The organism is Pseudonocardia sp., assembly GCF_025465255.1.
Taxonomy (GTDB): domain Bacteria; phylum Actinomycetota; class Actinomycetes; order Mycobacteriales; family Pseudonocardiaceae; genus Pseudonocardia.
Genome location: NZ_JAODNI010000089.1, coordinates 1 through 14,453, shown reverse-complemented (window position 1 = coordinate 14,453; position 14,453 = coordinate 1). Strand labels below are relative to the sequence as shown.

The 14,453-nt window shown below is 70.5% G+C and carries 10 protein-coding genes; 6 read left to right on the top strand and 4 right to left on the bottom strand.

Annotated features, from left to right (window positions below):
* The first annotated feature begins 1 nt into the window (after position 1).
* The 5 genes from JWP64_RS09325 (at position 2) to JWP64_RS09300 (ending at position 7,658) form a co-directional block, all read left to right on the top strand.
* Complete coding sequence (locus tag JWP64_RS09325) at positions 2 to 1,606, top strand: FAD-dependent monooxygenase (RefSeq protein ID WP_297494664.1); 1,605 nt, start codon at positions 2 to 4, stop codon at positions 1,604 to 1,606.
* On the top strand, positions 1,603 to 3,717 hold the full coding sequence (locus JWP64_RS09320; RefSeq protein ID WP_297494661.1) for an acetate--CoA ligase family protein: 2,115 nt from the start codon (positions 1,603 to 1,605) through the stop codon (positions 3,715 to 3,717). Before JWP64_RS09325 ends, JWP64_RS09320 begins: the two co-directional genes overlap by 4 nt.
* Positions 3,698 to 5,386: an AMP-binding protein gene (locus tag JWP64_RS09315; RefSeq protein WP_297494658.1), complete on the top strand. Its 1,689-nt coding sequence runs from the start codon at positions 3,698 to 3,700 to the stop codon at positions 5,384 to 5,386. The genes JWP64_RS09320 and JWP64_RS09315 overlap by 20 nt, the downstream gene beginning before the upstream one ends.
* A complete protein-coding gene (locus JWP64_RS09310; RefSeq protein WP_297494655.1) occupies positions 5,383 to 6,084 on the top strand; it encodes a maleylpyruvate isomerase family mycothiol-dependent enzyme in 702 nt (233 codons plus the stop codon). Before JWP64_RS09315 ends, JWP64_RS09310 begins: the two co-directional genes overlap by 4 nt.
* 1,394 nt (positions 6,085 to 7,478) lie before the next feature.
* The gene (locus tag JWP64_RS09300; protein ID WP_297494719.1) at positions 7,479 to 7,658 is read left to right on the top strand and encodes a hypothetical protein; all 180 of its coding nucleotides are present in this window, start codon (positions 7,479 to 7,481) and stop codon (positions 7,656 to 7,658) included.
* 201 nt (positions 7,659 to 7,859) lie between these two features.
* Here JWP64_RS09300 and JWP64_RS09295 read toward each other — a convergent pair whose 3' ends face one another.
* The 4 genes from JWP64_RS09295 to JWP64_RS09280 all read right to left on the bottom strand — a co-directional run bounded on the left by JWP64_RS09295 (position 7,860) and on the right by JWP64_RS09280 (position 12,337).
* Positions 7,860 to 9,389, bottom strand: coding sequence for an FGGY family carbohydrate kinase (locus JWP64_RS09295; protein WP_297494652.1), 1,530 nt, complete (start codon positions 9,387 to 9,389; stop codon positions 7,860 to 7,862).
* Positions 9,390 to 9,432: 43 nt separating this feature from the next.
* On the bottom strand, positions 9,433 to 10,164 hold the full coding sequence (locus tag JWP64_RS09290) for a fructose-bisphosphate aldolase (protein ID WP_297494649.1): 732 nt from the start codon (positions 10,162 to 10,164) through the stop codon (positions 9,433 to 9,435).
* A gap of 198 nt (positions 10,165 to 10,362) precedes the next feature.
* Positions 10,363 to 11,406 (bottom strand): alcohol dehydrogenase catalytic domain-containing protein, encoded by a 1,044-nt coding sequence (locus JWP64_RS09285; protein WP_297494646.1) that lies wholly within the window; start codon positions 11,404 to 11,406, stop codon positions 10,363 to 10,365.
* A gap of 109 nt (positions 11,407 to 11,515) precedes the next feature.
* A complete protein-coding gene (locus tag JWP64_RS09280) occupies positions 11,516 to 12,337 on the bottom strand; it encodes a DeoR/GlpR family DNA-binding transcription regulator (protein WP_297494643.1) in 822 nt (273 codons plus the stop codon).
* A gap of 305 nt (positions 12,338 to 12,642) precedes the next feature.
* On the opposite strand from JWP64_RS09280, the gene JWP64_RS09275 reads away from it, so the two are divergent.
* Complete coding sequence (locus tag JWP64_RS09275; protein ID WP_297494640.1) at positions 12,643 to 14,043, top strand: MFS transporter; 1,401 nt, start codon at positions 12,643 to 12,645, stop codon at positions 14,041 to 14,043.
* Positions 14,044 to 14,453 lie beyond the last annotated feature (410 nt).

The window sequence follows — 14,453 nt, the reverse complement described above, 5'->3', positions numbered from 1 at the left end:
CATGCGTGTCGCCGTCGCGGGGGGCGGCCCGGGTGGGCTCTTCTTCGCCACCCTGATCCGGCGGGCCGACCCGTCGATCGAGGTCACCGTGTTCGAGCGCAACCGCGCCGACGACACGTTCGGCTTCGGCGTGGTGTTCTCCGACCGCACGCTGGCCGGAATCCACGAGGCCGACCCGGTGCTGCGGGAGGCGCTGACCGAGCACGGCCGGCACTGGGACGAGATCGAGGTGCGGCTCAAGGGCGAGCGGATCCGCTGCGGCGGCAACGGCATGGCCGCGGTCGTGCGGCGGACCTTGCTCGCGCTGATGCAGGCCCGGGCCCGGGACGTCGGCGCGGACCTGCGCTTCTCCACCGAGGTGACCCTCGACGAACTCGCCGACTACGACCTGGTCGTGGCCGCGGACGGCGCCGGCTCGAAGATCCGCGAGCAGCTGGACGCGGATCTCGGCGTCGAGGTCGAGATTGCGACGGCGAAGTTCATCTGGTTCGGCACGGACTACCTGTTCGACGGCCTGACCTTCGTGCACGAGCGCAGCCCCGACGGGGTGTTCGCGGTGCACGGCTACCCCATCTCCGACGAGGTCTCGACGTTCATCGTCGAGACCGACGAGGCGTCCTGGCGCCGCGCCGGGCTCGACGAGTTCGACGTCACCCAGCCACCCGGCACCAGCGACATGATCACCAAGACGTACCTGGAGAAGCTGTTCGCCGACCAGATCGACGGCAAGCAGCTGCTGACCAACAACTCCCGGTGGGGCAACTTCCGTACGCGGCGGACCCGCCGGTGGCACACCCTGCGCACCGGCAAGGCATCCACCCCGCCGGTGGCGTTCCTCGGCGACGCCGTCCACACCGCCCACTTCTCCGTGGGGTCCGGCACCAAGATGGCGATGGAGGACGCAGTCGCGTTGTCCCGTGCGGTCGCCGGATCTCCCAGCGACCTCGGTGCCGCACTCACCGCGTACGAGGAGGCCGCGCAGCCGTCGGTGCGGAAGATCCAGAACTCGGCGCGCCCGAGTCTGGCCTGGTGGGAGCACTTCGGGCGGTACCACGACGAGTTCGAGCCCTGGCAGTTCGCCTACCACTTCCTCTCGCGCTCGATCACCGACGCCCGGCTGGCCAAGCGCGATCCGGCGTTCGTGGCCGCCAGCCACCGCGGTTGGGTCGAGGAGCACGGCGCGGAGCCTCTCGAGACGCCGTTCGACCGGGCGGGCTGGTCGGTTCCCGGACGGCTGGTCACGGTGTCGGCCACCGCTGCGGGCGTCCCCACCGCGGTGCTCGGCAGCACCGAGGAGACACAGACGCTGCCGCTGGCCGACGAGCCGCAGTCAGGCCCCTGGGGCGCGACCATCGCCGCCCCCGACAGCGAGGCCGGTCTGCCGGAGGTCTTTGCACGGCTGACCGACCTGGCCGGCCTGGGCACCGCCGCTCCGGTCCTGGTCGCCGTTTACGGGGGCACCTCCTTGACCCGGACGCTGGTCTGCGAGCAGGCCCGTATGCACGACCGGCTGCCCGCCCTGCTCGTCGATCCCGAATCCGACCGCGACCGGGCACTGACCACCGTGCTTGCCGGGCGCGCCGAACTCGTAGGGGTTCCCGCATGACCGGCACCGTTTCCCGGACCGGCCCGCCGTCGGACGCGCCCGCGGAGGCGAACCGGAGCCTGACCGGGCTGTTCGCACCGCGGGGCATCGCCGTCGTCGGTGCCTCCCGCACTCCTGGCAAGCTCGGCGCCGCCCTGGCGCGGTCATTGAGCGGGTTCGCTGCCCAGGGTGGGAACCTCGCCCTGGTCAACGGCCGCGACGAGACCATGTACTCGTCGGTGCAAGCGGCAACGGACAACGGCCCCGTCGACCTCGCCATGATCTGCGTCCCCGCCGCTGCCTGCCCCGAGGTGCTCGCCGAGGCTGCGCGGGCGGGGGTCCGCGCTGCGGTGGTCTGCGGTGGCGGTTTCGCCGAGGCCGGCGGCCCCGGAATCGGGTACCAGGACGAGCTCGCGGCCGTCGTCGCCGCGACGGGGATACGGCTGCTCGGGCCCAACACGAGCGGGTTCCTGGCCCCGCACGCCGGGGTGACCGCCAGCTTCGTGCCCGGCGTCGCCCAGGTCCGGCCCGGCAAGGTCGCCGTCGTCGCGGCCAGCGGCGGGGTCAACCACGCGTTGTCGTTCCTGCTCACCGAGGCCGGGCACGGCATCAGCCTCGCGATCGGGCTCGGCAACGCCGTCGACGTCTCCGCCCCGGACGTACTCGATCACCTCGCCGGCGACGCAGAGACCGGGGCGGTCGCCCTGCACGTCGAGTCGGTCGCCGACGGCCCCCGCCTCGTGAACTCGGTAGCCCGCCTCGCCGCCCGCCGGCCCGTCGTCGCCCTGGTCGTCGGCCAGCACGACATCGGCGCCTTCGCCGCCTCCCACACCGGCGCGCTGGCCACCTCCTGGCGCACCACACGCGCCGCGCTCGCCCAGGCCGGGGCCGTCCTCGTCGACGACGAACGCGAACTCGTCGACGCCGTCGGCGCACTGTCCGTGACCCGGATGCGGCCCGTCCGCGACGCCGGGGTCGGGCTCGTCACCGCCCAGGCAGGTCCAGGCCTGCTCCTGCTCGACGATCTCCGTGGCCGCCGCGCCCGCGTTCCCGAACTGAGCCCGGCCACCCAGGACACCCTCGCCACGCTCCTGCCGCCGCTGACCTTCCAACGCAATCCGGTCGACACCGGCCGCCCCGGCCCCGAGCTCGGGCAGATCTTCCGCACCGTCGCCACCGATCCCGCGGTCGACGTGATCGCCGCGTACGCCCTTCACGAGCCCGACGCGGTCGACCTGGTCGCGGCCGCCCGGGACGGGCGTACCCCGGACGTGCCGATCGTGCTGGGCCTCGGCGGCGCCGGCGACGACGTCGTGCGGAGCCGCCGCGCCCTGCTCGACGCCGGGATCGCCGTCGCCACCGAGCCCCGCGGCGTTGCCGCCGGCATCGCCGCGCTGCTCAGCGACGCCCGCGCCCGATCCCGGCCATCACGCGTTCCCGGCCCGCGGCGTGTGCCGACCGGAGTCAGCGGCTCCTACGACGAGGACCAGGCCAAGCAGGTGCTCGACCGACTCGGGATCACCACCGCCGAGCGTCGGGCCTGCGCCGGCCGGGGCGACGCTCACGCCGCCCTCGCGAAGATCGGCGGCCCGGTCGCGGTCAAGATCCTCGACGCCACCGTGCTGCACAAGACAGAGATCGGCGGCGTCCATCTCGGCGTCACCACCGCCGCAGAACTCGACGCCGCCCTCGACCGGCTCGCCGCCATCGGGGCCGACCGCTACCTGGTCGAGAAGATGGCACCCACCGGAGTCGACCTCGTGCTCGGAGCCCGGCGCGACCCGGTCTTCGGCCCGATCCTGCTGCTCGGCCTCGGCGGCACCACCGCCGAGGCCCTCGCCGACGTCGCGATCCGCCTCGCCCCGCTCACCCCGGGCGAAGCGGCCGAGATGCCCGCCGAGCTGAACGGCCGCGCAATGCTCGAAGGGTGGCGCGGCGGACCCGTCCTCGACAGCACCGAGCTCGGACGCGTCGCCGCAGCTCTGGGCGACCTCCTCGTCGCCAACCCCGACCTCGATGAGATCGAGGTCAACCCGCTGCGCCTCACCGCGACCGGTCTGATCGCACTCGACGCCGTCGTCCTCACCCGCCACGTCCCCCGGGAGGCCAGCGATGCCCAGCCCCGTCACTGACAACACCGTGCCCTGGCCCGACGCCGAGGCCGACGACTATGTCGCCAAGGGCTACTGGGCCGGGATCCCGCTCGGCACGCTGCTCCGCGACGTCGCCGACCGCCACCCCGACGCGCCGGCCCTGGTCGATGCGTCGGCCGGCGTCCGGCTGACCCACAGCGAGCTCGCCGACCGCGCCGACTCCGCCGCCGCCCGGTTGCTGGACATCGGTATGAGCCCCGGCGAGCGGATCGTCGTCCAGCTCGGCAACGGGTGGGAGTTCGTCGTGCTCACCCTGGCGTGCCTGCGCGCCGGGATCGTCCCGGTGATGGCGCTGCCCGCGCACCGCCGCACAGAGCTGGCCTACCTCGCCCGGCACTCCGAGGCCACCGCGATCGCGGTCCCGGACCGGATGCGCGACTTCGACCACCAAGAGCTGGCCCACGAGCTGGCCGACGACGTCCGCTCCGCGACGGACGGGCCCTGGCACGTCCTCGTCGCCGGCGAGGAGGTCGCGCCCGGCGGCATCGACCTGCGCGCGCTCTGCGGACTCGGTGACGACCCGAAGGCCGACCGTGCTCGGCTCGACGTGGCCCCGATCGGCAGCCGCGACGTTGCGGTCTTCCTGCTCTCCGGTGGTACGACCGGGCTGCCGAAGCTGATCGCGCGCACGCACGACGACTACGCCTACAACGCCCGCGGCAGCGCCGAAGTGGCCGCCGTCGGCTCGGACGCTGTGTACTTGGTGAGCCTGCCTGCCGGGCACAACTTCCCCCTGGCCTGCCCCGGCATCCTCGGTGCCCTGCTTGCAGGCGGCCGGGTCGTCACGCTGCCCTCGCCCGAGCCCGCACGGGCGTTCGCGACCATCGCCGCCGAGGGGGTCACGCACACCGCCGTCGTCCCCGCCGTGGCCGGGCGGTGGCTCGACCATGCCGTCGAGCACGGCGCCGACGACGTCGAGACCCTTCGCGTGCTGCAGGTCGGCGGGGCCCGCCTCGCCGACGAACTCGCCCGCCGAGTCAAACCGGTCCTCGGCGCCACGCTGCAGCAGGTCTTCGGGATGGCCGAAGGGCTGCTCAACTTCACCCGTCTCGACGACCTCGACGAGGTCACCTGCACCACCCAGGGCCGGCCGATGTGCCCTGACGACGAGGTCCGTCTCGTCGACGAGCTCGACCACGACGTCCCCGGGGGAGAACCCGGCTCCCTGCTCACCCGCGGCCCCTACACCCCCCGGGGCTACTACAAGGCCGCCGAGCAGAACGCCCGCGCCTTCACCGAGGACGGCTGGTACCGCTCCGGCGACCTCTGCCGGCGGACGCCCGAGGGGAACCTGATCGTGGAGGGCCGCGACAAGGACATGATCAACCGCGGTGGCGAGAAGATCTCCGCCGAAGAGGTCGAGAACCTCGTCTACCGACTCCCCGCCGTGGCCCAGGTGGCCGCCATCGCGATGCCCGACCCACAGCTCGGAGAGCGGGTTTGCCTCTACGTGGTGCCGCGCCCCGGAACGACCGTCACCCTCGAGGAGATCCGCGAGTCCATGGGTCAGATCGGTGTCGCCCGCTTCAAACTGCCCGAGCACCTCGTCCTGGTCGACGAACTCGTCTCCACCAAGGTCGGCAAGATCGACAAGAAGGCGCTGCGTGCCGACATCGCGGACCGCCTCACCACCGGAGCACCCGCATGACCACCCGACACGACCTCGACGCCACGCTGCCGTGGATGCGCGAGGGCACCGCCCACATGCTCGCCGTCATCGACGAACTCACCGATGACGACCTGCGCGGACCCAGCAGCCTGCCCGGATGGACCCGCGCGCACGTCGTCGGGCACCTCGCCCGCAACGCCGCGGCCCTCGCCAGGCTCGCCTCGTGGGCGCGCACCGGCGTCGAGACGCCGATGTACGCAGACCGGGAGCAGCGGGCCGCCGAGATCGAGGAGTCCGCGGGACAACCGGCCGACACCCTGCGCGCCGATCTCGCCAGCACGGCGGCGACGCTCGACGAGGCCCTCGCCGAGCTCAGCGACCTCCAGTGGCCGGCCGAGGTACGCAGCGCGCTCGGCCGGGCGATCCCCGCCTCCGAGGTGCCGTGGATGCGGATCCGGGAGGTCTGGCTGCACGCCGTCGACCTGAACGCCGGCGCGGCCGTCGATGACCTACCCACCGGCGTGCTGGACCTCCTGCTCGACGACGTCACCGCCGTGCTGTCGGCCAAGGAGGACTGCCCGTCGCTCGAACTGGCCCCCACCGACCGCTCCCGTGCGTGGCGGCTCGGGAAGGGCGACGCGGCGACGCGCGTTGCTGCGCCGGCCGCCGATCTCGTCGGCTGGCTCACCGGTCGTCTCCCGGGAACCGGCCGCCCCACGCTGCCACGCTGGCTCTGATGCCACAGGGGAGCCGGCGAGCGGAAGCGCCTCGCCGGCTCGAACCTGCTCGGGGCTCAGGTCCGGGGCCGCCGCGACGTAGATGACCTGCCCGGAGGCGAGCCGGAGCGCTCGTCGACGAAGCGGCGTGTCAGGCCGGAAACACCGCCAGATCCACTGTGCCGAGGCGGGCGGGCTCCGCGGGCACGCCCGGATCGTGCCCGACAGGTGCCGTGGTCCGGCAATACCTTCCCGTGTTCGTTCCGCGGAAGCGAGTGCCTCGGTGACGTTGCGACCGCTAGACCGTGTGGGGCACCCGTCGGTGAATGCATGACGAGCCAAACGAGATACGTACTTGTACGTATTGCTGTTGAAGGCGATCAGTGCATAAGGGCGCCACCATGCCGCTGCGCTCGTCCTGTCGTAGTCATCAAATGGGTTTCTGGCTATCCTGGTATTTGCGCCGGTCGGCTGGCTGTCGCCTAGTGTGTGGAGGCAAGGGCTTGGAAGGAGGGTAGGGGTGTTCAAAAGAGGTGGAGACGCTCTAACGGGTCATGAGACTGTTCAGGTCGAAGGACTCGTGAGCCTAGCTCTCGCTCCTCAGGTCGAAGGCGGGGCGGATTTCGTGGATGCAGCCCGCCTGCATGTAGGGCACGTAATTGTTGGCCCAAGTGCTAAAGATAAGCGTGTTAAGGTTGAGGGATGGAACTTTTCTAGCGCCGTCCCGGCGGTCGTTCTGACTCATCCGCGGCAGAGCGACAATGTGGAGGAAGGCTGGTCGGATCAGTTCGCGATCCAGGTTGTCGAGACGAGCACGACGTCTGTACTTCTGCGTATCCGCCGCGTGGACGTAAGCGGTGGTTCAAAGGGGGCAGGGTGGGGTCAGGACTTACGCATTGACCTCTTCGTCGTTGACGTATATGCGGGGCACCACAACCCGGATCACTAATTCCGCATTTTTCGGTGGCCGATGCCACTGCACGAAGCGACGGTCCCCACAGGACGGTCATAGGCGCCGGTGCCAAGGGCCACCCGTCACCGGCCGGACGACCGGGAGGGTGAGCGACGGCGGTTACCTTCTTGATCAGCCTCGATGAGGGGTTGCAGGCCACCGGCCACGGCATGACTTGTCGCCCCTGTCGTTGATGTTCTGGGCGGTGTTGTCACCGTGGTCGGAGGGCGCCAACGACCCCTGATCGGAACCTGACCCGCTTGCGTGGTCCGCTCGGGACGTGGCTGCCGGCGCTGGTGTCCGGGTCGGTCTGCCACGGCGAGCGAGGAGGCCTCATTGTCGAGACCGACAAGATCGGCGATCACGAATTCGCGGTGTTCTGCGGCCTCGATGTGGGCAAGGCAAGACCGCTCATCACGCCTGCGTCCTGGACCCGGCCGGGCAGCGGCTGCACGACAAGCCGTTGCCCAACGACGAGGCCCCCGCGCCCTGGGAGATGCGGTCGACGCCCGCGACGCCCACGTTGCCGGCGGACTCCGCGGTCGTGGACTCCGACCCGCTGTCGATCGACCGGGAGAAGCTGGACCCGATCCGGACCGAGGCCACCGTTATCGATGGTGAGGTCGTCTTCGGCGGCCTGTGACAGCCGATGTGCGTTCCTGCCCGTGCTCGCCGGGGCCCTGCACCACGACCAGATCCCGGGGCCAGCGAGGCTGCCTCTACATCGCGTGTGCAGACGCGGCCACACCGCTTCGGGGCCCCACCACCCGCCAGTCGCGTCACCGACCTCACCGGGAAGCACACCTAGACGTCAGGCTCGAGACAACAGCGGCGCCGACCCTCCTCACGCATGGCAGGCGTCGAATAGGTCGCTCGGGTCGGTCGGGCTTTCGCCTGAATCGGGCAGCGCGACCGGGAACGGCCGCCCGACGGTGGCCGACCATTGCTGGGCGAAGCGATGCCAGCGGCGGGCGATCGTCGGCCCCCAGCCCGGTCGGGGCTCGATCCGCCGAGCGGTCGGTGGAGGGAGGGGCTTGCCGCGCGTGGCCGCGGCAGCCATGGCGGCGGCGCCCATGGCAGGCAAGTGCGATTCGGTGACCAGTTCGACGGGGCGAGCGAGGACGTCCGCGACGATTTGCGGGAAGACTTCCTCTGCGCCGAAATTGCCGGTGAGGAGCACTGGGGCCTCCTCGGCGAGCTGGCCGGCAGTGCAGACCTCAAGGATGAGGCGGGCGGCAAAGGCGGTTCCTTCGACGGCGCCCCAGGCGGCAGCGTATGGGCTGGTGCCGGGCAGCAAGCCGACGAGAGCGGTGCGTGGACTGGCCAGCCACAGCGGTCCACGTTCGGCCGCGACGTGGGGGATGAACACGGGGGCGTCCTCGACGTCCTGTGGCTGTGCCTGGCCGGCGGCCACCGTCATTCGATGTACTGCGTCCCTGCTCGTGCCGTAGCCGAGCAGGTTGGCGCCCATGGCCAGTGCGTCACCGCCGTTGCTGGCGCCGTGCGACAGCCACTGGCCGGGGATGACGTGTGACCGGGCCAGGGCGATCGGAGACGGGTCCGGCGTCCGGCTGCACGTAGTGATCACGTGGGTGGTGCCGACGGTGTAGAGCGGCGCTCCACCCTCCTGTAGCCCCAGCAGGTACGCCGCCGAGGCGGTGTCGGCCGACCCGACTGCGACGGGGACACCTGATGGGACGCCCAGCAATGTGCTCGCCTTGTCGGTGAGTGCACCCAGCACGGTCAGCGACGGCAATACCTCCGGCAAGAGCTCGGGTGGGACCCCGTAGCGCTCAGCGAGCTCGCCCAACCACCGATGAGTGCCATCGGTGCTGGCCATCAGGCCGACGAAGGCGGCCTGGGTGGGGTCCAGCACAGCCCGCCCCGCCAGCAGTTGGCCGAGCCAGGTCCCGACCAGCCCGAACTTCGTGCACCGGGCAGCGAGCTCAGGGTCCTCCTCGGCAAAGACCGTCCAGGCCAGGGCCATCGCGGTGGCGGGGAGCGTCCGGTTGCCGACGAGGTCCGCCTCGGCGGGTGTGCGGAGCGCCCCCGCCGAGGTGCAGTGCCGGGCCAGCTGAGGGTGCTCCCAGCTCATGCCCGGTGCCAGAGCGGCGCCGTCGGAATCCAGGAAGAGCGCCACAGGGGAGTGCACGGCCGCGCTCACGGCCGTGACCCGCGCGGTGGCCGGTCCCAGCGCGGCGCACGCCTCGGCGAGGCTGCGGACCCAGGGAGCCGGATCGACCCGGCCGGGACCGACGGTGCGGGTGTCGCTGTGCGAGGCGGCGCCGCGTGCCACCACCCGCCCGCCGCCCTCGACGAGGACCGCCTTCGTCGCTGAGGTGCCCAGGTCGATGCCCAGGTACAGATCGTCCATGGCGCTGCTCCGTCTCCTCGTCGAGCCGTTGTGCGCGGAGGGATCAGTCGAGAAGTTTGGCGGCGGTCTCGGGCCGCTCGCCCTCGTGAACGACGGCGCGCAGCGCGGCGATCATCTTCCGGGGATCGGCGGCGCCCCAGACGTTGCGCCCAGTCGTCACGCCGTGGCCGCCGGCCTCGACGACCGAGGCAGCCTGCTGGAGTACCTGCAGGGGGTTGTCCGCCTTCGCCCCGCCGGCCGCGACGACGATCGCGGGCACCCCCTCCACGACCTTGGCGAACTCGGCGGTCGACCCCGTGTACCAGGTCTTCACGATGTCGGTGCCCATCTCCGCTGCCGCGCGAGCGGCGTACAGGACGGCCTCGGTGCTGCCCTTCTTATCCGCTGCCCAGAGCTCGCCGCTGGGATAGGCATGGCAGACGACAGGCATTCCTACCTCGGCAGCGCGGGCGGTGACGGCTGCGAGTTCGGAGAAGCCCTCGACCTGGCTGCTGGAACCTGCGCTGATGCCCACGGCGACCGCGTCGGCCCCGAGTCGCAGTGCCTCGTCCACGGTGCCGACGACGGCCTCGCGAGTCAGGTGGAAGTCCACAGAGAAGGTGGAGGCCTTCATGATGAAGGGGACCGGAGTGGTGTTGTGCGCGAGCACGGCGGCCGCGAGTCCCTTGAACATCGTGACCGCATCCGGGCCTGCGGCGGCGATGCTGGCGTAGGTCGGTGCGATGTCGGCCAGCCGTGGCGCGACACCCCGGGGCACGGCCTGGTCGAGCGCCACGGTGACGGTGCGCCCGGTGCTGCCGAAGATGCGGCGCAGGCGGATCGCCCGGCCTAGGGCACTCGTGGTGCCGAATGGGGTGATCTGCAGGGCACCGCGGGGCAAGGTCTCGTTCGAGAGCGCCGTCGGTGCAGTGGCGGAAACGGTGGTCACAGGAGTCTCCAGAGTCGGTGTCGAAGGGACGGCCGTCCGGGGCGCTCAGGCCCAAGGGGCGACGCCGACACGCATGTCGCGTCCGGAGGCGGCGAGTTCGATGGCGTCGACGACGTCGTCGATCGGAACCTGTGTGCCGACGAGGTCGTCGACCTGTAGGGCCCCCGACCGGACCATGGCGGCGACCTCGCGGAAGTCGTCGAGGCGGCAGGAGGAGGCTCCGACGACGGTCCACTCGTTGTAATGGATGTCGTTCGCAGGGATCTCCAGCGCCGTCCCCTCCCCGCTGAAGCCGGCGAAGACACTGACCCGGGCGCCGGGTGCAAGAGCGCTGAGGTAAGGGTGCAGGGCGTCGGTGCGCCCGACGGCCATGACCAACACGTCGATGCCGGCTCCGCCCGTCCAGTCCAGCACCTGCCGGGCCGTGTCGTCGCCAGGGGCCAGGGTGAGGTCGGCGCCCGAGGCCTCAGCAGTGACTCGCCGCTCGGGGATCGGGTCGACGGCGACGATGCGCTGCACCCCGAGCTGCTTGGCGAGCCGGATGTGCATGAGGCCGAGCGGGCCGCAGCCACTGACGAGCATGGTCTGCGCATCGCGGGCGGACGCCAGACGCTGGCCGTTGTACGCGCATGCCAGTGGTTCCACGATGGCGGCCGCCCCTGGGGAGATGCCGCCGACCGGGACGACGTTGCCGGCGCGGACAGCGGCAGCAGGGACACGGACGAGCTGGGAGAAGCCTCCGGGCAGCTGGTAGCCGAATGCGATCCGGTTGCGGCAGATGTTGGGGTGGTCTCGCGTGCACGCCACGCACTCACCGCAAGGCAGCAGCGGGTAGACGCAGACGAGGTCACCGAGAGATAGCTCGGCAGGCAGGGGGCCGGCCGAGTCGGCAACCGTCGCGGAGAACTCGTGGCCCATGACGGTCGGGTAGCTGACGTTGCGCTTCTTGCGGCCCTCGTAGATGCGCACGTCGGTGCCGCAGACCAGGGCGCTCTCCACGCGGAGCAGTACGTCGCCGCTCTCGAGCGTGGGGATGTCGTTGTCCTCGACCTTGAGGTCCAGCGGGGCGTGCAGGACGGCCTGCTTCATGAGTGGTGCAACTCCTGTCGCTGTGAGGAAGGCGGGACGCTGGGCCTGCAAGGACCCGTAGAAGGAGAGCTCCGCGTCCTACCGAGTGGGGCAGCGGAGCGCGGGGTAGTCACACCGCGGCCACACCGCCGGTGCCGACGGGGCAGGTGATCACCTGCAGCTGGGGATCACCCGCGCGAAAGGCCTCCACCAGCTCTGGATCCGCACCGTCGTCCGTGAGCAGGGTCCAGGGACGAGGCATGGGTGACCAGTACGACGTCCAGGCGCGAGAGAGCTTCGTGGAGTCGGCCACTACGACGACCGTGCGGGCGTGGTCGGCCATGAGGTTCTTGAGCGTGCTCTGCTCGAACGTGCGAGAGGCGATCCCGCGCGCGGGGTCGACGGAGTCGGCGCCGATGAAGGCGACGTCGGCGAAGAGCCCGCGGACCATCTGCTCAGCCGGGGAGCCGCTGATCGTCTGGTTGATCCGTCGCAGCCGCCCACCGAGGACGACGATCTCGGTGTCCCCGTACTCGAGCAGGGTCGTGACGGCTGCGACACCGTTGGTGAAAACCGTCAGATCGGGGACGGTGCGCAGCAGGCGCGCCAGGCGCTCGGTGGTGCTGCCGGCATCGAGCAGGAGTACCGACCCGGGCTCGACCAGGTCGACCGCGGCCCGGGCGATGGCGTCCTTCTCGGCCGCGTTGCTGAGCTCGCGCTGACGCACGGACAGCTCCGCTGAAGCAGTCCCCAGAACGGCCCCACCGTACGTACGCGTGATCCGGCCCTCGCTCCGCAGCTGCCCCAGGTCTCGGCGAACCGTTGCGGGGGAGACGCCCAACGTGGCGGCGAGCTCCTCGACCGGGAGCGAGCCCTCGCCACGGTGTACGAGCAGCTCCACGATGCGTTCACGCCGCACGTGCGCCGGCAGCCGTCCTCCGATGTTGTCCACTGCTACCTCACTGTGATCGATGTGCGCAGATTATGACTACACCGCTCAGGTGAGCGTCGTCAACAGCGTCGGCTAGTGCGGCCGAGAACTCTTGAGACGCGCGACTCTGAGCGAGTTGAGCAAGACACGATCAGAACGCTCATCCAAGGCCGCTATTGACAAGATGGATGCGCAGTCGGAGCATCCGTGCACTGGGTTGAGTGGCTCAGCGCACAGCTGACTCGTCACTGACCGACTGACCAGATCGCGCATGCCCCGGAGCGTCGCCACGTCCGGAGACCAGCGCGCCGAGCGAGGAGCATTTCGTGGTCGAACCGAGCGTGCGGGCGCCGAAGACGGCTTCCGCGCCGACGCCTCCCACACGGACGTCGGCATCTTCCGCCTCCGCGACGGATAGCCCGCCGCGCGATCGGGACGGGCAGCAAAGTCGGCTGAACCGCTCCTCAAGGATTCGCTGGGTCATCGCCGGCTTCTGCTTCGCCGGTCTCGCGATCAACTACCTCGACCGCTCAGCGGTATCGGTGGCGCTGCCGTTCATGACGGGAGACTTCAACCTCACCCCGACCGAGCAGGGAATCATCCTCTCGGCGTTCTCCTGGACATACGCGGTCATGCAGCTGCCGGCGGGATGGTTGATCGACAAAGTCGGAACCCGGATCATGTTCGGCGCCTCGGTGCTGCTGTGGTCGGTGTTCACCGCACTCACCGCCCTCGCTGGCAACTTCGCCACGCTCCTCGGTTTCCGCCTCGGCCTGGGGATCGGTGAGGCCGGTGCCTACCCCTCGAGCGCCAAATCGGTCTCCCAGTGGTTCCCACTGCGCGAACGTGGTCGAGCGACGGCCTTCTACGACAGCGGGGCGCGCGTCGGTTCAGCCCTTGCCGTGCCGGCCGTCGCGGCGATCATCGGCCTGTTCGGCTGGCGAGCCGTCTTCCTGATCCTCGGTGTACTCGGCCTGCTGTGGACCATCGGCTGGTGGACCTACTACCGCTCACCGGAGCAGCACCACGGGGTCAACGACGCCGAGCTCGCCCACATCCACTCTCAGGACGACCCGGCGCAGGAACATCCCGAGGCGGTGGCAGGTGCACCCCAGGGTCGCATCCGAGACCTGCTGCGATACCGAACCGTCTGGGGCATGATCGCCGGCTTCTCGTGCCTGAACTTCGTCGTCACGTTCTTCCTCACGTGGTTTCCCAGTTACCTCGTCGAGGAGCGGGGTTTCAGCCTCCTGAAACTCGGGTTCTTCGGCGTCATCCCCGGTCTCACCGCGGTCGTTGGCTCCTGGGCCGGTGGATTGGCCGGTGACGCTCTGCTCGCCAGAGGCTGGTCCGTCAACAAGACCCGCAAGACCTGCCTGGTCGCCGGCATGCTCACCAGCTCGGTGATCGCCCTCGCCGTGGTCACCGAGGAAGCGTGGCTAGCGCTGGTTCTCTTGAGCCTCAGCTACTTCGCCATTGCCTTCGCCATCGTGTCGGTTTGGTGCCTCCCGGCGGACGTGGCCCCCCGGAGCCGGGTCGCCACCCTGGGCGGCGCCCAGAACTTCGCCGCCAACATCGCGAGCGCGGCCAGCCCGATCGTCATCGGATTCCTCGCTGGTGCAACCGGGTCGTTCGTTGTCCCGCTGGTTGTCACCGGCGGGGTGGCCCTTCTCGGCGCAGCATCCTTCGGTCTGCTCATCCGCCGTGTGGAGCCACTCGGAAGCTGAGCGCCATGCAGCGACGTCCACATGGTTAAGCCAGGTGTGATCGCTGTCCGCCTCTAGAGATCCAGTTCACGGCCCGGTGTCATATCCGAGGACCTCGTCTGGCCTGCGCGCGTGTTCGTGTCCGGGGTGATCGCGCGGGGATGTGAGAGTGGCGCTGGGGTGACTGCAACCCCGTGCAGCCCGCCACACCTCCGACGGAGACCCCGACCACGTCTCCTTCGCAGTTGCCCGCGCCGGTGGTGAGCCCGCTGCTGCGTTCGCCGGCTCACGCGCGGCGGCGAGTTCTCTCTCTGAAGCACGGACGCGTCCACTACGAGGTGGCCGGGGCGAAGGGAGGAGGGCTACCTCGCGGGCGGTGGCACCGGGCCCCGGTCCTTGCCGGTGGTGGGCGACGGGACGGCCGCGTCCGC